19 protein-coding genes and 1 tRNA gene are annotated in these 19,557 nt (G+C 37.1%); 14 read left to right on the plus strand and 6 right to left on the minus strand.

Annotated elements, in window-relative coordinates:
• Nucleotides 1-78 precede the first annotated feature (78 nt).
• A complete protein-coding gene (locus tag DKG77_RS12865) occupies nucleotides 79-1,785 on the plus strand; it encodes a sodium:solute symporter family protein (protein ID WP_109663533.1) in 1,707 nt (568 codons plus the stop codon).
• 46 nt (nucleotides 1,786-1,831) lie between these two features.
• On the opposite strand, the gene DKG77_RS12870 is transcribed toward DKG77_RS12865, so the two are convergent.
• Nucleotides 1,832-2,677 carry a DUF2911 domain-containing protein gene (locus DKG77_RS12870; RefSeq protein ID WP_109663535.1) on the minus strand — a complete coding sequence of 282 codons (846 nt, stop codon included), beginning with the start codon at nucleotides 2,675-2,677 and terminating at the stop codon, nucleotides 1,832-1,834.
• Between the two features lie 211 nt (nucleotides 2,678-2,888).
• Between DKG77_RS12870 and DKG77_RS12875 the strand changes: the two genes are divergently transcribed.
• From DKG77_RS12875 to DKG77_RS12905, 7 genes are all read left to right on the plus strand, one after another.
• Complete coding sequence (locus DKG77_RS12875) at nucleotides 2,889-3,386, plus strand: SRPBCC family protein (protein ID WP_109663537.1); 498 nt, start codon at nucleotides 2,889-2,891, stop codon at nucleotides 3,384-3,386.
• Nucleotides 3,387-3,390: 4 nt separating this feature from the next.
• On the plus strand, nucleotides 3,391-4,083 hold the full coding sequence (locus tag DKG77_RS12880) for an SDR family NAD(P)-dependent oxidoreductase (protein WP_109663538.1): 693 nt from the start codon (nucleotides 3,391-3,393) through the stop codon (nucleotides 4,081-4,083).
• The gene (locus DKG77_RS12885) at nucleotides 4,083-5,393 is read left to right on the plus strand and encodes a cryptochrome/photolyase family protein (RefSeq protein WP_109663540.1); all 1,311 of its coding nucleotides are present in this window, start codon (nucleotides 4,083-4,085) and stop codon (nucleotides 5,391-5,393) included. Before DKG77_RS12880 ends, DKG77_RS12885 begins: the two co-directional genes overlap by 1 nt.
• Nucleotides 5,394-5,509: 116 nt before the next feature.
• Nucleotides 5,510-6,937, plus strand: a complete 1,428-nt coding sequence (locus DKG77_RS12890; protein WP_109663541.1) for an amidohydrolase — start codon at nucleotides 5,510-5,512, stop codon at nucleotides 6,935-6,937.
• A gap of 72 nt (nucleotides 6,938-7,009) precedes the next feature.
• Nucleotides 7,010-7,894 carry a VOC family protein gene (locus DKG77_RS17145; protein WP_243414927.1) on the plus strand — a complete coding sequence of 295 codons (885 nt, stop codon included), beginning with the start codon at nucleotides 7,010-7,012 and terminating at the stop codon, nucleotides 7,892-7,894.
• Between the two features lie 2 nt (nucleotides 7,895-7,896).
• Nucleotides 7,897-8,901 (plus strand): pirin family protein, encoded by a 1,005-nt coding sequence (locus DKG77_RS12900; RefSeq protein ID WP_109663543.1) that lies wholly within the window; start codon nucleotides 7,897-7,899, stop codon nucleotides 8,899-8,901.
• Nucleotides 8,902-9,047: 146 nt separating this feature from the next.
• The gene (locus DKG77_RS12905; RefSeq protein ID WP_165819395.1) at nucleotides 9,048-11,015 is read left to right on the plus strand and encodes a tetratricopeptide repeat-containing sensor histidine kinase; all 1,968 of its coding nucleotides are present in this window, start codon (nucleotides 9,048-9,050) and stop codon (nucleotides 11,013-11,015) included.
• Nucleotides 11,016-11,018: 3 nt separating this feature from the next.
• Here the strand turns inward: DKG77_RS12905 and murA are convergent, their stop codons facing one another.
• The 3 genes from murA to DKG77_RS12920 all read right to left on the minus strand — a co-directional run bounded on the left by murA (nucleotide 11,019) and on the right by DKG77_RS12920 (nucleotide 13,374).
• Nucleotides 11,019-12,326, minus strand: coding sequence for a UDP-N-acetylglucosamine 1-carboxyvinyltransferase (murA, locus tag DKG77_RS12910; protein ID WP_109663546.1), 1,308 nt, complete (start codon nucleotides 12,324-12,326; stop codon nucleotides 11,019-11,021).
• A 15-nt stretch (nucleotides 12,327-12,341) separates the two neighbouring features.
• Nucleotides 12,342-13,001 carry a DUF4290 domain-containing protein gene (locus DKG77_RS12915; RefSeq protein WP_109663547.1) on the minus strand — a complete coding sequence of 220 codons (660 nt, stop codon included), beginning with the start codon at nucleotides 12,999-13,001 and terminating at the stop codon, nucleotides 12,342-12,344.
• An 85-nt stretch (nucleotides 13,002-13,086) separates the two neighbouring features.
• Nucleotides 13,087-13,374 carry a DUF493 family protein gene (locus tag DKG77_RS12920; RefSeq protein WP_109663549.1) on the minus strand — a complete coding sequence of 96 codons (288 nt, stop codon included), beginning with the start codon at nucleotides 13,372-13,374 and terminating at the stop codon, nucleotides 13,087-13,089.
• Between the two features lie 88 nt (nucleotides 13,375-13,462).
• On the opposite strand from DKG77_RS12920, the gene DKG77_RS12925 reads away from it, so the two are divergent.
• The 5 genes from DKG77_RS12925 to DKG77_RS12945 all read left to right on the plus strand — a co-directional run bounded on the left by DKG77_RS12925 (nucleotide 13,463) and on the right by DKG77_RS12945 (nucleotide 17,997).
• Nucleotides 13,463-14,023: an AAA family ATPase gene (locus tag DKG77_RS12925; protein ID WP_109663551.1), complete on the plus strand. Its 561-nt coding sequence runs from the start codon at nucleotides 13,463-13,465 to the stop codon at nucleotides 14,021-14,023.
• Nucleotides 14,023-15,915, plus strand: coding sequence for a RecQ family ATP-dependent DNA helicase (locus tag DKG77_RS12930; protein WP_109663553.1), 1,893 nt, complete (start codon nucleotides 14,023-14,025; stop codon nucleotides 15,913-15,915). The genes DKG77_RS12925 and DKG77_RS12930 overlap by 1 nt, the downstream gene beginning before the upstream one ends.
• Nucleotides 15,893-16,861: a methionyl-tRNA formyltransferase gene (gene fmt, locus DKG77_RS12935; protein ID WP_109663558.1), complete on the plus strand. Its 969-nt coding sequence runs from the start codon at nucleotides 15,893-15,895 to the stop codon at nucleotides 16,859-16,861. The genes DKG77_RS12930 and fmt overlap by 23 nt, the downstream gene beginning before the upstream one ends.
• A 176-nt stretch (nucleotides 16,862-17,037) precedes the next feature.
• Nucleotides 17,038-17,310, plus strand: coding sequence for an HU family DNA-binding protein (locus DKG77_RS12940; RefSeq protein WP_073176939.1), 273 nt, complete (start codon nucleotides 17,038-17,040; stop codon nucleotides 17,308-17,310).
• A gap of 126 nt (nucleotides 17,311-17,436) precedes the next feature.
• Nucleotides 17,437-17,997: a YqgE/AlgH family protein gene (locus DKG77_RS12945; protein WP_109663560.1), complete on the plus strand. Its 561-nt coding sequence runs from the start codon at nucleotides 17,437-17,439 to the stop codon at nucleotides 17,995-17,997.
• 1 nt (nucleotide 17,998) lies between these two features.
• Here DKG77_RS12945 and DKG77_RS12950 read toward each other — a convergent pair whose 3' ends face one another.
• Together DKG77_RS12950 and DKG77_RS12955 are read right to left on the minus strand one after the other, a co-directional pair.
• Nucleotides 17,999-18,844 (minus strand): aminotransferase class IV, encoded by an 846-nt coding sequence (locus DKG77_RS12950; protein ID WP_109663562.1) that lies wholly within the window; start codon nucleotides 18,842-18,844, stop codon nucleotides 17,999-18,001.
• Nucleotides 18,845-18,898: 54 nt separating this feature from the next.
• Nucleotides 18,899-19,282 carry an START-like domain-containing protein gene (locus tag DKG77_RS12955; RefSeq protein WP_109663563.1) on the minus strand — a complete coding sequence of 128 codons (384 nt, stop codon included), beginning with the start codon at nucleotides 19,280-19,282 and terminating at the stop codon, nucleotides 18,899-18,901.
• Between the two features lie 137 nt (nucleotides 19,283-19,419).
• Here DKG77_RS12955 and DKG77_RS12960 point away from each other — a divergent pair.
• Nucleotides 19,420-19,493: transfer RNA gene (locus tag DKG77_RS12960), tRNA-Met, on the plus strand.
• Nucleotides 19,494-19,557: the final 64 nt, after the last annotated feature.

Consider the following 19,557-nt stretch of genomic DNA (forward strand, 5'->3'; position numbering starts at 1 on the left):
TTCAATAGTGCTTCTTCTAAATTTTGTTTATATCTTGATCTTCTACTTCATAATGGTACTAAATAACTAAAACTTTTAATGGGCGTATTAGATTGGATTGTTCTAGGTAGTGCACTGTTATTTATTGTTGGATATGGGGTTTGGAAAACCCGGGGAAGTAAAAATGTAGATGATTATGTTCGTGGCGGCAATGACGCCAAATGGTGGACAATAGGTCTCTCTGTTATGGCTACCCAAGCCAGTGCTATTACTTTTCTATCCACGCCGGGCCAGGCATTTCATGACGGATTGGGTTTTGTACAGTTCTACTTTGGGTTGCCCTTAGCCATGATTTTTATTTGTTTGGTGTTTATTCCCATTTACAAAAAACTAAAAGTTTTCACGGCATATGAGATGTTGGAAGGTAGATTCGATTTAAAAACACGCACGCTCACCGCAATACTATTTTTAATCCAAAGAGGTTTAGCCGCTGGGATAACAATATTTGCACCCTCTATTATACTTTCTGCTGTACTGGGATGGGATTTACGCACATTGAACATCATCATAGGGATTTTAGTGATCATCTATACAGTGTCTGGAGGTACCAAAGCGGTTAGTGTGACCCAAAAACAGCAAATGTTCATTATTATGGTGGGTATGTTCTTTGCGTTCTTTTTTATTCTTGGGTCCCTTCCAACAGGCGTGTCTTTTGGTGAAGCTTTAAAAATTGCCGGTGCAAACGGAAAGCTGGAGGTTTTAGATTTTAGTTTGGACACCAATAATAGGTACACATTCTGGAGCGGTATAACTGGCGGATTCTTTTTAGCGCTTGCATATTTTGGAACAGACCAAAGTCAAGTACAACGCTATCTTTCAGGCAAATCTGTTCGTGAAAGCCAGTTAGGACTTATTTTCAATGGTGTTTTTAAGATTCCAATGCAGTTTTTCATATTACTTGTTGGAGCAATGGTATTCGTTTTTTACCAATACAACCCATCTCCTTTAAATTTCAATCCAGCAGCGACACAAGCGGTCATGGAATCAGAATACATAGGAGAATATAAAGCTTTGGAACAGGAACATTTGGCACTGGAGCAAGAGAAAAAAATGGCTCAGAATGCTTTTTCAGCAGCTTTGGAATTGAAAGAGTATAATGCCATTGAACAAGCTAAGCAGGACATATTAAAAATTAACCAGAAAGAAAGGACAAGCAGAGATACGGCCAAAACTTTAATAGCAAAAGCTAATGATACCGTTGAAACCAATGATAAGGACTATGTTTTTATCCATTTCATTTTGGACAACCTACCAACCGGGCTCATTGGGTTGCTTTTAGCTGTTATTCTGTCGGCCGCAATGTCTTCAACAGCATCTGAATTGAACGCCCTTGGTACAATCACTGCGTTGGATCTATATAAAAGAAATAAAAAAGAAGCAAAAGATGAGAAGCACTATGTTCTGGCAACTAAAGGGTTTACATTGCTCTGGGGCATTATAGCTATTTGTATTGCTTGTGTTGCCAATCTATTTGACAACCTAATTCAATTAGTAAACATTATCGGTTCCATCTTTTATGGCAATGTTTTGGGTATTTTCCTTTTGGCATTCTTCCTTAAGTTCGTAAAAGGAAATGCAGTTTTTACCGCTGCAATAGTAACTCAGGTAATTGTAATTATTGGATGGTATATGGATTGGATGTCTTATTTATGGCTAAATGCATTTGGATGTATTTTGGTCATTTGCCTTGCAATGCTGATTGAAACATTTGATAACTTTCTTAGTAAACCTCCACTAAAAGCATAAAAAAAACCCACGCTAACGTGGGTTTTTATTTTTTAAAAGAGAAACATTAAAGTGCTCCCCATTCTTTCAAAGAATCTTTGTTCATTTTAACATAATCATTGTTCCCTGCAGCTTCAGATGCGGCTAGTGATTTTTTAGCAGTTTCAATAGCTGCTTTCTTATCTCCTGCCTTAGCATAAATCAAAGACTGTTGACGTAGCTGCCAAAATCTAGGCTCCTCAGTCATCGACATTGCTTTTTCCATCCATTCTTTAGCTTTAGAAATATCTTTGTCCTCATTCAGGTAATAAACTGCCGCAGTGTAATAATCCCCTGCGCTAGGTCCTGCCAATGTGTTTTCAATATCCTTAAGTACTGCTGCATCAGAAGGAACAGTAAAAGGCACAGCAACATATGCTTTCTCCCAGATAAATCCTAAGTTAGCCCCTGTGGTCGTTAAATCATCAATACTAATGGTAAATGTCTCTACTGGCATGGACATTGGATAAACCTTAACCATTGCTTTCGCAGCTACCTTGCTATCATCCCATTCTCTGGGAGTTCCACCTCCTTGGGTATCTGTATAAAAGAATACCTCCCAATTAGATTCGCCAGGTTTTGTAAAAACTGAGTATGTCCCAGCTTTAACTTCTTGGTCAGCTATAGCAACATCAGTGCTAAAACTAACTTTTGTGTAAGCGTTAGCTCCTGTTCTCCATAATTTGTTATAAGGAACCAAGTCTCCAAAAATTGTTCTTCCTCGCATGGAAGGTCTAGAATAATCCACAGTAACATCAGTTAAACCAACCTTCTGTTCCAATTTGGATGCAGGACTTGGAGCTGGAGTTGTAATCTGGGCTTCCATCGATAAGGAAACAGATACAACACATAGTAATAAGAGTAATTTTTTCATTAGAAAGTGTTTTAGATTTGTTAGTGCAACAAAGCTAAATATAAAGCAATGTTAGCATTGTTAAGAAACCCTTAAAAGAGTCTTTTAATGATAGGCAGATTCTCTTCTCTTATCTCGTCTAAAAAAATTCTTGAAAAGCGGAAAAATATTTTGTTTAACTATTTATGTTTTTTGTTAAACAATTTGAGCCTATCTTTGTAAAAATTCTCAGATGAAATTATATCAACTCCGTTCAACCCAAATATTGCCCATATCCAAACAAGCGGCATGGGATTTTCTGTCCAGTCCCAATAACTTGAAGGTAATAACTCCGGACCACATGGGGTTCCAAATATTATCTGGAGCAGAGAAGCCTATGTTTCCAGGGCAAATTATTCAATACATTGTAAAACCGTTTCCTTTTTTCAATACGAAATGGGTAACAGAAATTACCCACATGATGAAGGGCGAATACTTTGTTGATGAGCAGCGTTTTGGTCCTTATGCACTTTGGCATCACAAGCATTTTATAAAAGAAGTCGATGGAGGTGTACTAATGGAAGATATTATTGATTACAAACTTCCTTTCGGAATTTTGGGTCAGTTGGCCTATCCGATTATCGTTAAAAAACAATTGCGAGAAATTTTTAAATATCGTGAGCAAAAACTAATTGAGCTTTTTGGAAAAGTAGAAGGCAAATCCAACACGCTGGAATTAAAATCAATTTAAAGAAATGAAAAAGAATATTTTACTAATTGGCGGGTCTCATGGTATTGGTTTTGAAATGGCCAAAACTCTTATGGAAGAAAACACGGTTTATATTGCTTCAAGAACAAATGAAGAAATAGAAAACTTGGGTGCAAATCATATTTCTTTTGATGCCAAGACAGATTTATTAGATCAAAACCAGCTTCCTGAAGAAATTCATGGATTTGCATATTGTCCGGGCAGTATAAATTTAAAACCCTTCAAAATGCTGTCTGTTGATACTTTTAAAGAGGATATGCATCTAAATTTCTTCTCCCTGGTAAATGTTGTCAAAACAATAATCCCAAGAATGGCCGAAGGTTCAAGTATGGTTTTTTTTAGTACTGTAGCTGTTGGTACGGGAATGCCTTTTCATACAAGTGTTGCAGCGGCTAAAGGTGCTATTGAGGGCTTTGCTAAGTCTATGGCAGCAGAATATGCCCCAAAAATACGAGTCAATACCATTGCACCATCATTAGTAGATACCTCACTGGCAAAGCGTTTGCTCAATAATGACAAGAAAAAGGAACTAATGTCAGAAAGACATCCATTAAAAAGATATGGAGAAAAAGCAGATATTGCCAACTTGGCGGTCTTTCTATTAAGCGAAAAAAGTACTTGGATTACCGGTCAAATTTTAGGGGTTGATGGAGGAATGTCCACTTTGAACGTAAACTAATGAAGAAAACGGTTTGTATATTTTGGTTTCGAAGAGATTTGCGTTTAGACGACAACGTTGGGTTATATCAAGCTTTGAAATCCAAACATCCAGTTTTACCCATTTTCATTTTTGATACTGAAATTCTTGAAAAACTACCTAAAAGTGATGCGAGGGTTTCTTTTTTCTATGGACAACTACAAACGATGAGAAAAGAGCTGCAGATCAAATTTAAAAGTGGTATAGCCATGTATAAGGGCGATCCACTTTCAGTTTTTGAGCAACTTATAAAAGAATTTACAATTGATTCCGTCTTCACCAATAACGATTACGAACCCTATGCTAGAGACCGTGATCTTCAGGTTGAATTGTTTTTGGAGAAAAATGACATAAACTTCCAGACATTTAAAGACCAGGTCATTTTTGAAAAGAACGATGTCCTAAAAAATGATGGAAATCCATACGTGGTATACACACCATATAAAAACCGCTGGAAAGAAAACTTTGATCCATCTCTACATTTGGTAGACTATGATACGTTTTCGCACTTTCATAATCTTTATAAGAACACAAATCTGCCAAATATCCAGCTCAATGATATAGGTTTTGAGCCTTCCAGCATAAAAGTACCTGATTTTAACATTGAGCCCAGACTCATTCAACAATATGAAGAAACTCGTAATTTTCCGGCAAAGGAAAACGGTACCTCTAGGTTGGGACCTCACCTAAGGTTTGGAACAGTTTCTATACGCAAAATGATGAAAAAGGCAATTGACGAAGAAAACGAAGTGTTCTGGAACGAATTGATTTGGCGTGAGTTTTTCATGCAAATCTTATGGCATTTTCCAAAGACAGTGAACAATTCTTTCAAACCGAAATACGACAGAATAGTTTGGAGAAACAATGAACAAGAATTTGAACTTTGGAGAAAGGGGCATACCGGTTACCCCCTTGTAGATGCGGGCATGAGAGAGTTAAATTCAACAGGCTACATGCACAACAGAGTACGTATGTTGGTCGCAAGCTTTCTCTGTAAACATCTTTTAATAGATTGGCGCTGGGGAGAAGCTTATTTTGCTGAAAAGTTATTGGATTATGACCTTGCCAGTAACATTGGTAACTGGCAATGGGCCTCTGGCAGCGGAGTGGATGCTGCACCATATTTTAGAATATTCAACCCCACTACACAGGTGGATAAATTTGATAAGCAAAAGGAATACATCAACAAATGGGTTCCTGAGCTTCAAGACCTTACCTATCCTCCAAAAATGGTCGACCACAAAATGGCGCGGGAGCGCTGTTTAAAAGTTTACAAAGAAGCTGTAGGTTAACTCTTTTTCAGTATTTTTAGTATTCGTTTTTGTCCTTTAGGTTTCTTCCTATTTAAATCAATGATTTACCTAATGATAATGACTTTCTAAATACAGACTAATTCAAACATTATAAAATGAAAAAATCAACTACCCTAGTGCTTCTTTGCTTGCTTTCCATACATGTGTCAGCACAAAAAATGAATTCAAACAAAAAGGCAATTGTTGCCTCTGTTGAAACACATAAAGAAAATCTGATTAAGATAAGTGATTCTATTTGGGCACTTGCCGAAACAGCATTTAACGAATCTAAATCTGCCGAGGTTTTGGCAGATTATGCAGAAAAAAACGGATTGGAGGTAACTAGAGGCGTAGCAGATATTCCCACTGCATTCACAGCCACGTATGGGTCAGGAAAACCTGTCATAAGTGTATTGGGTGAGTTTGACGCACTACCTGGTCTTTCTCAGAAAACAGAGCCTACTAAAAACCCAAGGATTGATGGAGCACCCGGCCATGGATGCGGACACAACATGTTTGGTGCGGCCAGTTTAGGGGCTGCAATAGCCATAAAGGAGCAAATAGAAGCGGGTAAATTAAAAGGTACTGTAAAATTCTTGGGAACACCTGCGGAGGAAAAGTTTTTTGCAAAAGTTTGGATGGTAGAAGCAGGACTTTGGGATGATGTAGATGTAAATGTAAGCTGGCATCCAGGAGCCAATATAGAAGCCGATGTACAGAGTGGACTTTCTCTAATAGATTTTATAGTGGAGTTCTATGGACAAGCGGCCCATGCCTCTGCAGATCCATGGAATGGGCGCAGCGCATCTGATGCCCTAGAACTTTATACAACAGGTATGAACTATTATAGAGAGCACATAATGCCCACATCTAGAATTCATTATCATATTCAAGATGGTGGACAAGTTGTAAATGTAGTGCCAGATTATTCTAAAATTTGGGTGCGGGTTCGTGATCCTAAACGTAAAGTAATGTTACCTACCTATGAACGAGTTAAAAAAATGGCAGAAGGAGCTGCAATTATGGCCAATGTAGATTACAAAATATCCTTAGTTTCTGGAATTTATGAGGTTTTGGTAAATAGAGCGGGAGGAGAAATCATGCAGAAGAATTTAGAACTTTTGGGACCAATTTCTTATACGGAAGATGAAGTTGCATTCGGCAAGGCCATACAAAAAGCAACCGGCAAACCGGAAATTGGAATGGACAGTAGTGTAGAGCCTTTGAGAGAAACAGAAAAAAGCCCAGGGGGTGGTTCTACAGATGTAGGTGATGTAAGTTGGAATGTTCCAAACATTAACCTAAGTGTAACCGTAGCCCCAAAAGATACTCCTTGGCATTCATGGGCAGTTGTTGCATGTGGTGGTATGAGCATAGGTCATAAAGGAATGATTTACGCATCCAAAGCAATGGCTATGACAATGGCAGATTTGTTCGAAAACCCAAAATTGGTGGATAAAGTTAAAGAAGAGTATAAAACCAGAAAAGGAAACGAAAAATATGAAGCCATGATCGATGGCCCTCCACCAATTGGAAAAAACTAAATTAGCTAGTCGAATTCTGCAAAGTAAGAGGAAACAAAAGGAAACTCTATAAACCATAAGGTAAATAGTAAAATGAAGAAGTATGTAGTGGTATTAGCCATGGGATTGTTTGCGCAGTCCTATGGTCAACAAAGTCAACTGTCTCTTTTTGATAACCTAATCGGGAAAACTTGGAAGTCCGAAGGAACATGGGGTGATGGCTCAAAATTTAAACAAGAAATTGAGTTTAAGTACAGCTTGGACAGTACACTAATTGTTTCAGAGGCCTTAGGTTTCACAAACAAAGAACAAACAGATTATGGTCCTAGAAATCATGGTATCAGAAAGTTTGATAAACAATCAAACACCATTAAATTCTGGGAGTTTGATGTTTTTGGGGGAGTGACCGAAGGTACTGTTAGAAGCAAAGGCAAAGATATTATTTACACCTACGCCTATGGTGAATCCACAGTTACAGATTATTGGCAATATGTAGATGCATATACCTATAATCTCACTATTGGGGATTTTGAAAATGGCCAATGGAAACAAAAGTATTTAAGTGCTCAGTACATCGCTCCTAAAAAGAACAAAGTGAGTTTCGATTTTGACCACCAATCTCTTGTAGTGACCAATTTGATGAAAACCGGAGATTTTTACAAAGATGTTTTTGGTTTTGAGGAAATTCCACACCCAGAGCGAAAACCTGGATTTAGATGGTTCAACATTTATGGAAACTCCCAATTGCACTTGATCAAGAAAGATGTTATTGAGTTCAAAAAAGATAAAAGCATTCATTTATGTCTGTCCATACAAAATTTAGAAGGTTTCATTGAGCGTTTAATTTTAAAAGAAATTGACTTTTATGATTGGCCTGGCAATAAAGGTTCTGTAACCGATAGAGCCGATGGTGTAAAGCAGATTTATATACAAGATCCAGAAGGCTATTGGATAGAAATAAACACAGCAAAACATTAATTATGAAAGATGCTATCCTACAAACATTTCCTTTAGGGTTTCCATGGCAAACTCAGGACCCCTTTCTTTTTTGTGTATATCATTTGGACCATTACCCAAAAGGGACAAACGACATGGGTCCCGACCCATTGCTTTTGAAAGGCAGGAACATAGGAAATGATTTTACCATAAAAGATGGGTGGCGCATGTATCATGGGCAAACAATACCCGGATTTCCCTACCACCCGCATCGTGGTTTCGAAACCATAACCATTGTAAACAAAGGATACTGTGACCATTCCGATTCTTTAGGGGCTGCTGGAAGGTTTGGTGAAGGTGATACACAGTGGATGACCGCAGGAAGCGGGGTACAACATTCAGAAATGTTTCCGTTACTGAACATGGATAAAGCCAATCCGTTAGAGCTTTTTCAAATTTGGTTGAATTTGCCCAAAGTAGACAAGTTTGTGGACCCACACTTTAAAATGCTTTGGCATGAAGACATTCCAGTTATTGATGAAGGAAATGCCCAAATAAAGGTTGTTGCGGGAAATTACAAGAATACCCAAGCCAATGCTCCTGCACCAAATTCATGGGCAGCTAAGCCAGAGAATGAAGTGGCCATTTGGAACATTCATGCGGATGCCAATACCGAATACACCCTGCCCAAAGCAAACACACTAGTTACTCGGACTTTGTATTTTTATGAAGGTTCCGAAATCTATTTTGGAGATAAAAAGGTGAATCCCAACTTTGGAATCGCGCTGGATCCTTCCAAAGATGTAACCATAACAATAGGTTCAGAAAATGCGCACTTTCTAGTATTGCAAGGAAAACCCATTGATGAACCTGTGGCCAAGTATGGTCCTTTCGTGATGAATACCGATCAGGAGATTCAGCAAGCTATGGAAGAATACCGTTTAACCCAATTTGGTGGCTGGCCTTGGCCCTACCCTGATAACGTCCATGATAAGGAAAAAGGGCGTTTTGCGCTTTATCCAGATGGGAAATTAGTGGAGAAAAATTAGACCTTTTCCTACGCATTCTAGTTTTCAAAGTCTTTGCTTGATAATTTAAGGGACTTTGAAAATAATTCTTCATAAATTAATGCCAGCCAGAACCTATCGAATAGAAATTGAACTACTCTATTCGGTCAAGCATATATTACATGAAGATGTCCCGTTTATCCATTTATTCCATCCTTATCTTTTTTTTTATAGTGAATGTCTGTTTTTCTCAAACAAAAAAAATTGACAGTCTTCGAAACTTACTAAAAAATGCCAATGACACAACACAGGTTAATATATTTAGAGGTTTATCGAAAAGTTTTCGGTTTCAGGATACTGAAAAAGCAATTGAATACGGTTTAAAAAGTTTAGAAAGGTCTAGGCAAATCAACTTTACAAAAGGAGAAATCAAAGCGTTATACGATCTTGGATTAACCCATGGCATGACAGGCAACTATCCCGAATCTTTAGATTTTTTTAATAAGTGTCTTTCCATTTCAAAAAAAAATAAAGATTACTTATATATAAAAATGGTATATAATTCTCTTGGAATTGTATATAAGCGTATAGGTGACTATCCAACAAGTAAAAGCTACTACCTAAAGACCCTCAAACTTGTGGATTCATTAAACCTTACCTATGATGTTTCTTCAGCCTATTCCAATCTAGGTATTCTATATGATTTAATGGGCGAACCAGATATGGCAATTGAAAGTTATGAAAAGGCGCTCGAAATATATAAAGGGCCTGATCGGAAAAAATTGGAAAATAATGTGCAAACAAATATTGCCATAATCGATTTTAACAAAGAGAATTATAAAGCTGCTCTTGACAAGTTCTTGAGAAGGCAGGCCTACGCAAAAAAACAAAATGACAAAATAACCTTGTGCATAGGTTATTCCAATATTGGAGCTTGCTATTTAAATCTAGGGCAATGGGATGCTGCGGAGACAAACTTTAACAAAGCATTTGAACTTGCCGAACAACTTTCATTAAAACAACAGATTCCGGTAATCTATAATGGTCTTGCAGATCTAATGTTGAAACAGCGAAAATATAAAGAGGCCATTCAATACTCAAACAAAAATATTGAAGCCTTGAACTCATTGGAGGGTAGTTTCGAACAAAAAAGAGAAGCTCACCAAAAAGCCTATGAAATTTATGAGGCTGACAATCAGCTAAAAACAGCAATATTACATTTAAACAAAACCATGGCCTTTAAGGATAGCCTTATGAATGAAACCAAGGTCAGGGAAATACAAAACCTGCAGATACAGCACGATGTTTATGTAAAAGATAGGGAAATTGAGGCGAATGAGCTGCAACTAACATTGCTCAATACTAGAGTGCTCCAAAATAGGAAACGGATGATATATTTTATCGTTATTTCAATCTTGCTATTGCTCTCTGCAAGCCTATTATTTTTTAGATATCGAAGTAAACAAAAATCAAATGCCCTACTACGTGAAAAAAACTCATTGATTTCCGAACAGAAAAAGGTGATTGAGGAAATAAATGCCGAATTGGAAAAACGAATGCTCCGAGCCCAGATGAATCCACATTTTATTTTTAATTCACTTAGTTCTATTCAGTACCTAATCTCTTCCAACGATAAAAAAAGAGCGTTAATCTATCTATCTAAATTCTCAAAATTGCTTCGCCAAGTTCTGGAAAGTTCTATCAACATAAATTTGGTGTTAAATGAAGAGATTGAGCTTTTAAAAATTTATATTGAATTGGAAGCACTAAGATTTGACAATTCTTTCAGTTATACTTTTACTATTCATGATGATTTAGATATCTATGAATATGAGGTGCCTATGCTCCTTGTTCAGCCTTATATAGAAAATGCGATTATTCATGGGTTAATGCAAAAAAAAGGTTCAAAACATCTAACGGTTTCATTCAAGGGTATAAAAGACTATATTGAATGTATTATTGAGGACAACGGTGTTGGTTTAACCTCAAAAACAGTTAAAAAAACAGCTAAACACCCCTCAAGGGGAATGTCTATCACAGCCAAACGGATTAATGCCCTGAAGGAATTTTCCAATCAAGAATTGGTAACCGTTCAAAATCTTGAAAATGAAGGGTGCAATGGTACAAGGGTTACCATTTTAATACCAAAGAACTAAAAACTATGTTCTCACAATATTGGCTCCTATAGCTCTTAGACGTTCATCGATATTTTCATAACCGCGATCTATCTGCTCTATATTGTTAATAGTAGAAGTCCCTTTGGCCGACAATGCAGCGATCAATAATGAAACTCCTGCCCTAATATCAGGTGATACCATCGTGGTAGCTTTGAGCGCAGATTTAAAATCATGGCCAATAACAGTAGCTCGGTGCGGGTCGCACAAAATAATCTTGGCACCCATATCAATTAATTTATCTACAAAAAAGAGTCTGCTTTCAAACATTTTCTGATGAATTACCACCTCGCCTTTTGCCTGAATTGCCACAACCAATAAAATGCTCAATAAGTCTGGAGTTAAACCAGGCCAAGGTGCATCAGCGATGGTCAAAATGGAGCCATCAATGTAGTTTTGCACTTCATATCCATCTGAATGTTTTGGAATATATATGTCATCTCCTTTTCGTTCAAGCTTAATCCCTAATTTTTGAAAAGCATTCGGTATCTGTCCCAAATCATCCCAGCTCACATTTTTTATGGTGAGTTCACTGCGGGTCATTGCAGCCAAGCCTACCCAACTGCCAATTTCAATCATATCTGGCAACATGGTATGCTCAGTGCCTCCTAAAGTTTCAACGCCTTCAATAGTCAAAAGGTTGGAACCAATACCCGATATCTTTGCCCCCATTCTATTTAACATCTTGCACAACTGTTGCAAGTAAGGTTCGCATGCAGCATTGTAAATAGTAGTAGTACCTTCTGCTAAGACGGCAGCCATAACAATATTTGCAGTTCCGGTAACCGAGGCCTCATCCAAAAGCATATATGTGCCTTTGAGCTTGTCCGCCTCTACACCGTAGAAATATTCTTCTTTATTGTATCTAAACTTTGCTCCAAGCTTTATAAAACCTTCAAAATGAGTGTCTAAACGTCTTCTCCCTATTTTGTCTCCACCAGGTTTTGGGATATAGCCTTTACCAAATCTTGCCAACAAAGGTCCCACAAGCATAATGGAACCTCGTAATCCGCGACCATCTTTTTTAAACTGGTCAGATTGCAGGTATTCCAAATTAACATCATCTGCTTTGAAAGTATAGCATCCCTTGCCTTTTTTTTGGATCTTAACGCCCAAATCTTCCAACAAAGCGATAAGCTTGTTTACATCAATAATGTCTGGAATATTATTAATGGTTATTTTTTCTCCTGAAAGTAAAACTGCACAAAGAATTTGAAGTGCTTCGTTCTTTGCGCCTTGAGGTGTAATTTCACCATGAAGTTGGTGTCCACCCTCTATTCGAAATGTTCCCATGTAATCCTCTGGAATTTAATACCTTTTTTTTCCTCTGTTGCTTCGCTGCCCTTTCTTATTACTGCTACTGGTGCCATTTCTATTAGATTTGGCCAAGCGATTTTTAAGGAATTGTCCGCTATCTGTTAAACTCTCACCATTTGGTGCTAGGTCGATCTGACCATCGCTCAAATCCTTTAAGTGATTAAAAATTGCTGAGTCTTCCACAGTATCCTTGTTCCAGTTCAAATAGCATTTTTTCATGTGATTTGCTATTGCATATTCCAGTCCGGAACGCATATCGCCTTTTTCCCAGCTAACGGCAACATCCACCATCCTCTTTATGTTATTTCCGTAGAATCTATATTTTGGATGATTCTGTGGATACTCTAATGGCTCTGGACGTTGTTGCAATACTTCTTTGGGGGTAATTGGGAAAGGGGAATCCACATCTAATTTAAAATCAGACATGATAAAGAGTTGATCCCATAACTTATGCTGAAAATCTGGAACATCACGAAAATGGGGCTGTAAATTGCCCATTACACTTATTATAGCTTTTGCTATTTTATTTCTTTCTTCACGATCTGCTATAGAGACCGCATGATCTACCATTTTTTGAAAATGACGGCCATACTCAGGGATGATGAGCTTTGAGCGCTCTGTATTATATTCTAAATTTTCTACTAAGTTCAAATTAAAGTGTTTATTGAAGTTAAATTATTGGGAAGTCTATCCGATAACGCATGCAAAATAATAAAATTATAGCAATCTGTGTGATTTATAGGGAAATAACCCCTTCTACCTCCGATACTTCCTTATACTTGGCAATTACCTCATCTGGGCTATCTAAGTGTACTGTAATTGAAATACTGGTATACGTACCTTTTTTAGACTTTTTAGATTCTATTACTGCACCTGTATTATTGAAAATGTTATTTATTTGTCCAATTCTTTCCTCGTCCGTAGGCACAATAAACTTATACAAATAGTTAGATGGCCATTTTGTGCTGTCCAACAATTGTTCTTTAAGTCTAGAATAAAACTCTTCAGATTTCTCCTTCTCCATTCTACTGTTTTTTACAAAGATATGGGTTAGTCCACAATTTTTTTTCCTTCTTCCTATTTCATTACTTTGTATTCATAAATTTTTGTAATTGAACAATAAGGTAGTCATTACCGGAGCACCCGGAACAGGAAAGACATCTATCATAAATGGACTAGAGAGCAAAGGTCACTATTGCTTTCACGAAATAATTAGGGATATGACCTCAAATGCAAAGAAAGAAAGTGATTCAGAAGCATTTGTATCCAACCCATTGGTCTTTGTTGAGGATGCTTTACAGTTCAATAAAGATTTGCTTTCTGGCAGAGCTCGGCATTATAAAAATTCATTGGAATTAAATGTACCCGTGAGTTTCTTCGATCGCGGAATCCCAGATGTACTTGCATATATGGATTTCTTTGAACAAACATATGACGAAGAATTTATTTCTGCCTGCGACAATCATCGCTACGACCATATATTTGTTGTACCTCCCTGGCAAGAGATCTATGTATCCGACAATGAAAGACTCGAAACGTTTGGAGAGGCTGAAAAAATCCATGATGCATTGATCAATACCTATACCAAATTCGGTTACGACCCTATTATTGTTCCAAAAAGGCCAGTTTTAGACCGAATAGGGTTTATTTTGGATACACTTAATCCTATTTAGTGCAAAAGGAAGCAAAAACCATTTTAAAGGAATATTGGGGACATAACAATTTTAGAGGGTCTCAAAAGGAGGTTATTGATGCCATTGCCAATAACGAAGATGTATTGGCGTTGATGCCCACAGGAGGTGGTAAATCTGTATGTTATCAAATTCCAGCATTATTAAAAGATGGCATTTGCATTGTCGTTTCACCCCTTGTTGCTTTAATACAAGACCAAGTAAGTCAATTAAAGGCAAAAGACATAAAGGCTTTAGGTCTTACAGGTGGTATTTCATTTGAAGAACTTAACAATCTTTTAGATAATTGTCTGTATGGCAATTATAAGTTTCTGTATTTATCACCAGAGCGTTTGCAGCAATCCATAGTCCAGGAAAGAATAAGGGAAATGAACGTAAATGTTATTGCTATTGACGAGGCCCACTGTATTTCTCAATGGGGCAATGATTTTAGGCCTGCCTATCTAGACTGCAGCGTTCTTAAAGATTTGGCTCCAAATGCTCCCATGATTGCCCTAACCGCCACCGCTACACCAAAAGTGGTGGAGGATATCGTTGAAAACCTACGGCTAAATGAAGCGAAAATATTTAAAGATTCTTTTTCTAGGTCAAACATTATTTTTAAGGTAAGGGAAACAGAGGATAAGCGATATCAATTAAAAAAATATATAAGTGCTATTAAGGGAAATTCCATTGTTTATGTGCGTTCACGTAAAATGTCCGTGCTCCTTTCCGAATTTTTGAATAAAAATGGTTTTAAGGCCTCATTTTTTCATGGGGGTATCTCCAAGTCCGAAAAAGAAAGAAGGTTAGGACAATGGCTAGAGGAGAAAGTAAACATTATGGTCGCTACCAACGCCTTTGGCATGGGGGTGGACAAAGCCAATGTACGGTTGGTTGTGCACTATCAAATTCCTGATAGTTTAGAAAGCTATTTTCAAGAAGCGGGAAGAGCGGGAAGAGATGGCAATTCTTCAACCGCTGTTCTTATAACCACAAAAGAAGATGAAGATTTAGCAAAAAAACAGTTTTTATCATCCTTGCCAGATGTTGCTTTTGTAAAGAATCTATATGTACAACTGAACAATTATTTTCAGGTTTCTTATGGGGAACTGATCACAGAGGTTTTTGCATTAAAGTTCAATACCTTTTGCAAAAGGTATGAGTTTAACACGAACATGGCATACAATGCATTACGAATTCTTGACCAAAACTCGGTAATTGCATTGTCCGATAGTTTCAACGAGAAGACAACGCTTATGTTTGTGGCTTCCAAAGCAGGCATTTTTGAGTATTTAAAAAAAAATCGCAAAACCGCGCCCATAATTCAAACCATACTTCGCACCTATGGTGGGATTACAGAATATGAAACTAAGATCAACATTCATTTGTTATCAAAAAAGACAGGGGAACACGAAAAATCCATAAAAAAAATATTAGAACAATTACATAAAGACAATATCGCAGAGTACAAAAGCACAACAAGCGATCTAGAGGTTACTTTTTTGGTCCCTAGGGAAGATGATCGCACAATTAACCTGTTTGCAAAAAAAATCAGTGATATCAATACGGTAAAACAACACAACATGGCTTCCATGTTAGATTATGTAAAAAACAAGAAAGTGTGCCGTAGCGTTTTCATGCTAAAGTATTTTGGAGAAAAGGACACAGAAAAATGTGGTACTTGCGATATTTGTACTGAAAATGAAAGCATCCTATCTGGTACATTGAAAGATAGGGTTTTTGACCTCTTGAAAAAGGCACCACATACTTCTAGACAACTTTTACAAACAATTGAAGGTGAAGAAAAGGCAGTGTTACAGGTCTTACAAAGATTGTTGGAAGATGAATTAATAATATTGAATCATAAGAATGAGTACATCATCAATACATAATAACCCATTGCAAATTGTTTTTATGGGCACTCCTGACTTTGCCGTAGGTAGCCTAAAAAGCATTTTGGAGGCCGAATTTAATGTTGTGGGCGTGGTTACGGCCCCAGACAGACCGGCAGGTAGAGGAAGAAAAATTCAAGAATCTGCTGTAAAGCAATTTGCGGTCGAACATAACCTAAAAGTATTGCAGCCTACAAATCTAAAAGACGAAGAATTTCTAGAAGAACTACGAAATCTAAGAGCCAATCTTCAGGTAGTCGTAGCTTTTAGGATGTTGCCCAAAGCTGTTTGGCAAATGCCGGAGTATGGAACTTTTAACCTTCATGCCTCCCTCCTTCCCCAATATCGCGGCGCTGCACCAATTAACTGGGCTATTATTAACGGTGAGACAGAAACTGGAGTGACCACTTTTTTTATTGATGATAAAATTGATACAGGAAACATCATACTTCAAAAAACCGAAACAATACATCCAGAAGATAATGCAGGAAAACTTCATGATAGGTTGATGGAACTTGGCGCTAAATTAGTTGTGGAAACATGTAAGCAAATTGAAAAAGATGATTTCTCCACCATTGTTCAAAAGGAATTTGATGATTTAAAGCCCGCCCATAAAATTCACAAAGAAACCTGCAAAATAGATTGGAATGCTCCCTTGAACAGAATACAAGATTTTATAAGAGGTCTTAGTCCGTATCCAACAGCATGGACAAGTATAGTAAATAACGGAAAGGAAGAAAACATTAAAATCTATAAAACGAAGATGGAACCTTGCGAACATAATCATCCCGTGGGGAAACTTTTTTCTGATAAAAAGACTTTGAAGGTTTCAACAAACGGTGGGTATCTTCAACTTCTAGAATTGCAATTACCAGGGAAGCGAAAAATGCAAGTATCTGAAATTCTGAATGGTCTAAATCTTGATAAAACTGCGCATCTTCGCTAAGCCCCTACTATCACTAGGCTTGCAAATGGCCCTATTTTTTTTCGACTTTATCAACAAACGTTTCAAGTTATTAACAAAAAGCCCTATTTCCCTTGGTTTTACTTGCGTTAAACACAAATCCATATAAATTTGTTTAGCATTAAAATTATTTTAACAACAATTAATTTAATTCCATTATGAACAAAACAGAATTAATCGATGCTATGGCAGCCGATGCGGGCATCACTAAGGCAGCAGCCAAAAAAGCATTGGAATCTTTCTTAGGAAATGTAGAGGGATCACTTAAAAAAGGAAACAGAGTTTCTTTAGTAGGTTTTGGATCTTGGTCAGTATCCAGGAGAAATGCAAGAGAAGGTAGAAACCCACAAACGGGGCAAACTATCAAGATTGCAGCTAAGAACGTTGTAAAGTTCAAAGCAGGAGCAGAATTGAGCGGTTCTGTAAACTAATCAATTAGATTTTCAGATATACAGAAGCACTTCTTTTAAAAGAAGTGCTTTTTTATTTTAACTAAGCTGTAGGTTTTTTGTAATTATCAGATATTATATTACATTTAGAAATAAGAATGTTGCACTATGGTTAGCGATGAACCTAAAAAAGGAAAATTATTGGTTGCGGAACCAACACTTACTGGTGATGTTTCCTTTAATAGGTCTGTAGTGCTACTAGCTGAGCATAATCACGAGGGTTCAGTTGGGTTCATATTGAACAAGCCATTAGATTACAATATTTGTGATCTTATTTCTGAAATTACCATTCCTTTTAAAGTTTTTAACGGTGGCCCGGTAGAACAGGACAACCTCTATTTCATACATAAAGTCCCTGACCTTATTGATGACAGCGTCGAAATTTCTGATGGTATTTTCTGGGGTGGCAATTTTGAGAAGACCGTGGAACTTATCAATAACAAAACCATTACAGAACAAGACATCCGCTTCTTTTTAGGATATTCTGGATGGGATTCCAGTCAATTGGATCAAGAGCTTTCTTCAAAGTCATGGGTAGTGGTGCAAAATGAATATGAAAGCAGTATTTTAGAAAAATCTTCCAATGCATTTTGGAAAGAGAAAATGGTAGAGCTAGGTGGCGATTATTTGTTATGGTCCAATGCTCCCGAAAATCCGTCTCTAAACTAGTTTAGCCAATTCTTGCTTTAGCGTTCAATTTTCCTAAAAGACTTTTTGCAACCGTATTGGTGTACATTTTTTTCCTGTATTTGTATATTGGCCTTATACCCTGAATACTATTTGTAATAAAAAGCTCATCAGCCTTTTGAAGCTCAAAGGGAGAAATGGATTCTTCCAATAATTGGTACCCTTCCAGAGATTTAATCACCTCTATAAGTTTTTGCCTTATAATACCATTTAAACATCCATCGCTCAAAGGTGGGGTTTTTATAATGTTCTCTGTTACCAAGAAAAGATTTCCGTTAATGACCTCAACAACTTGCTTATCGTTGTTTATAAGCAAACAGTTGTCATATCCATTTTCTTTTGCGTAGACACTTGCAACAACGTTAAGTATTTTGTTGGTGGTCTTTAGGTTGGAAAGCATATCCTTGTTCACAAAGTAATCCTTGAACAGCTCTACTTCATAACTTTCCTCTTGAATAAGATAAAATGGAGACTCCAACGAGTTTACCTCTATAACAAATGAAACCTCATTGATGGTAGGCCAATACAGGCCTCCTTCATTCCTAAAAACCGTTAATCTTACCCTGGTCGGTTTTGTTTCAAGTCCATTTTCCGTAACGGTTTTCAGTATCTCCTCTTCAAGAAATTCCAAAGTAAATTCCATGGGAATTTCCATTCTTAGGATACGCATTGAGGCCATCAGCCTAAAATAATGGTCCTCCCAAAAAAAGATAGTTCCATTAACGCACCTTACCGTTTCAAACAGGGCGTCACCGTACTTTAATCCTCGGTTGCCATAACTGAAAATATCTGTTTGTTCTGAAAAAAGTTTGCCATTAAAATTGACCATAAAAAAAGCCTTGAAAAAATCAAGGCCAAATATACGTTATAGTTAAGAATCTCTCTACTTTGACCCAAGTACTTGTTTAAGGTCTGATACTTGGTTTTCCCAAAGCATTTTTGCTTCATCTAATTCATCTTCGTCTGCAAAATCTGTTATAAACAAAGAAACATCCTTGGTGATTTCATCTACAATAATGCGCATTTCAAAAAAGCTGTCATCTTCGTTTTCTTCCCAAGAAAATTTAACAAACTCATCGCTTTTTCGCTTTAGCATCTTTGCATTTTCCTCAGAACCATCCCAAATAAAAGTGAACATTTCACTGCGGGAATTTACATTATCTGCATACCATTCAGATAAACCAGAGGGAGTGGAAATATATTGGTAAAGCAACTGCGGAGAAGCCTGAATAACAAACTCTATTTCAAATTTAATCTTATCACTCATTATAGTGCACAATTTTTCCTTTCAACATTTGATATAATTCAGGGAAGATATAAAAATAAATATCAAATAATAAATTAATTTGAATTTTGATTGAGCAAAAATTAAACTTTATATTTGCACCCGCTTAACGGCACCATGGCGAGGTAGCTCAGGCGGTTAGAGCGCAGGATTCATAACCCTGAGGTCGGGGGTTCAAGTCCCCCTCTCGCTACTAAAAAGACCATCAATTGATGGTCTTTTTCCTTTTAAATACTTTAAGAATTGGTTTTAAGCCT

Source organism: Flagellimonas aquimarina (assembly GCF_003149745.1).
Classification (GTDB): Bacteria; Bacteroidota; Bacteroidia; order Flavobacteriales; family Flavobacteriaceae; genus Flagellimonas; species Flagellimonas aquimarina.

What these genes read in the sequence shown, in the direction of transcription:
- DKG77_RS12865 (WP_109663533.1), top strand. Translation starts at nt 79, where the DNA reads ATGGGCGTATTAGATTGGATTGTTCTAGGTAGTGCACTGTTATTTATT.
- DKG77_RS12870 (WP_109663535.1), bottom strand. Translation starts at nt 2,677, where the DNA reads ATGAAAAAATTACTCTTATTACTATGTGTTGTATCTGTTTCCTTATCG.
- DKG77_RS12875 (WP_109663537.1), top strand. Translation starts at nt 2,889, where the DNA reads ATGAAATTATATCAACTCCGTTCAACCCAAATATTGCCCATATCCAAA.
- DKG77_RS12880 (WP_109663538.1), top strand. Translation starts at nt 3,391, where the DNA reads ATGAAAAAGAATATTTTACTAATTGGCGGGTCTCATGGTATTGGTTTT.
- DKG77_RS12885 (WP_109663540.1), top strand. Translation starts at nt 4,083, where the DNA reads ATGAAGAAAACGGTTTGTATATTTTGGTTTCGAAGAGATTTGCGTTTA.
- DKG77_RS12890 (WP_109663541.1), top strand. Translation starts at nt 5,510, where the DNA reads ATGAAAAAATCAACTACCCTAGTGCTTCTTTGCTTGCTTTCCATACAT.
- DKG77_RS17145 (WP_243414927.1), top strand. Translation starts at nt 7,010, where the DNA reads ATGAAGAAGTATGTAGTGGTATTAGCCATGGGATTGTTTGCGCAGTCC.
- DKG77_RS12900 (WP_109663543.1), top strand. Translation starts at nt 7,897, where the DNA reads ATGAAAGATGCTATCCTACAAACATTTCCTTTAGGGTTTCCATGGCAA.
- DKG77_RS12905 (WP_165819395.1), top strand. Translation starts at nt 9,048, where the DNA reads ATGTCCCGTTTATCCATTTATTCCATCCTTATCTTTTTTTTTATAGTG.
- murA (WP_109663546.1), bottom strand. Translation starts at nt 12,326, where the DNA reads ATGGGAACATTTCGAATAGAGGGTGGACACCAACTTCATGGTGAAATT.
- DKG77_RS12920 (WP_109663549.1), bottom strand. Translation starts at nt 13,374, where the DNA reads ATGGAGAAGGAGAAATCTGAAGAGTTTTATTCTAGACTTAAAGAACAA.
- fmt (WP_109663558.1), top strand. Translation starts at nt 15,893, where the DNA reads ATGAGTACATCATCAATACATAATAACCCATTGCAAATTGTTTTTATG.
- DKG77_RS12940 (WP_073176939.1), top strand. Translation starts at nt 17,038, where the DNA reads ATGAACAAAACAGAATTAATCGATGCTATGGCAGCCGATGCGGGCATC.
- DKG77_RS12945 (WP_109663560.1), top strand. Translation starts at nt 17,437, where the DNA reads ATGGTTAGCGATGAACCTAAAAAAGGAAAATTATTGGTTGCGGAACCA.
- DKG77_RS12950 (WP_109663562.1), bottom strand. Translation starts at nt 18,844, where the DNA reads ATGGTCAATTTTAATGGCAAACTTTTTTCAGAACAAACAGATATTTTC.
- DKG77_RS12955 (WP_109663563.1), bottom strand. Translation starts at nt 19,282, where the DNA reads ATGAGTGATAAGATTAAATTTGAAATAGAGTTTGTTATTCAGGCTTCT.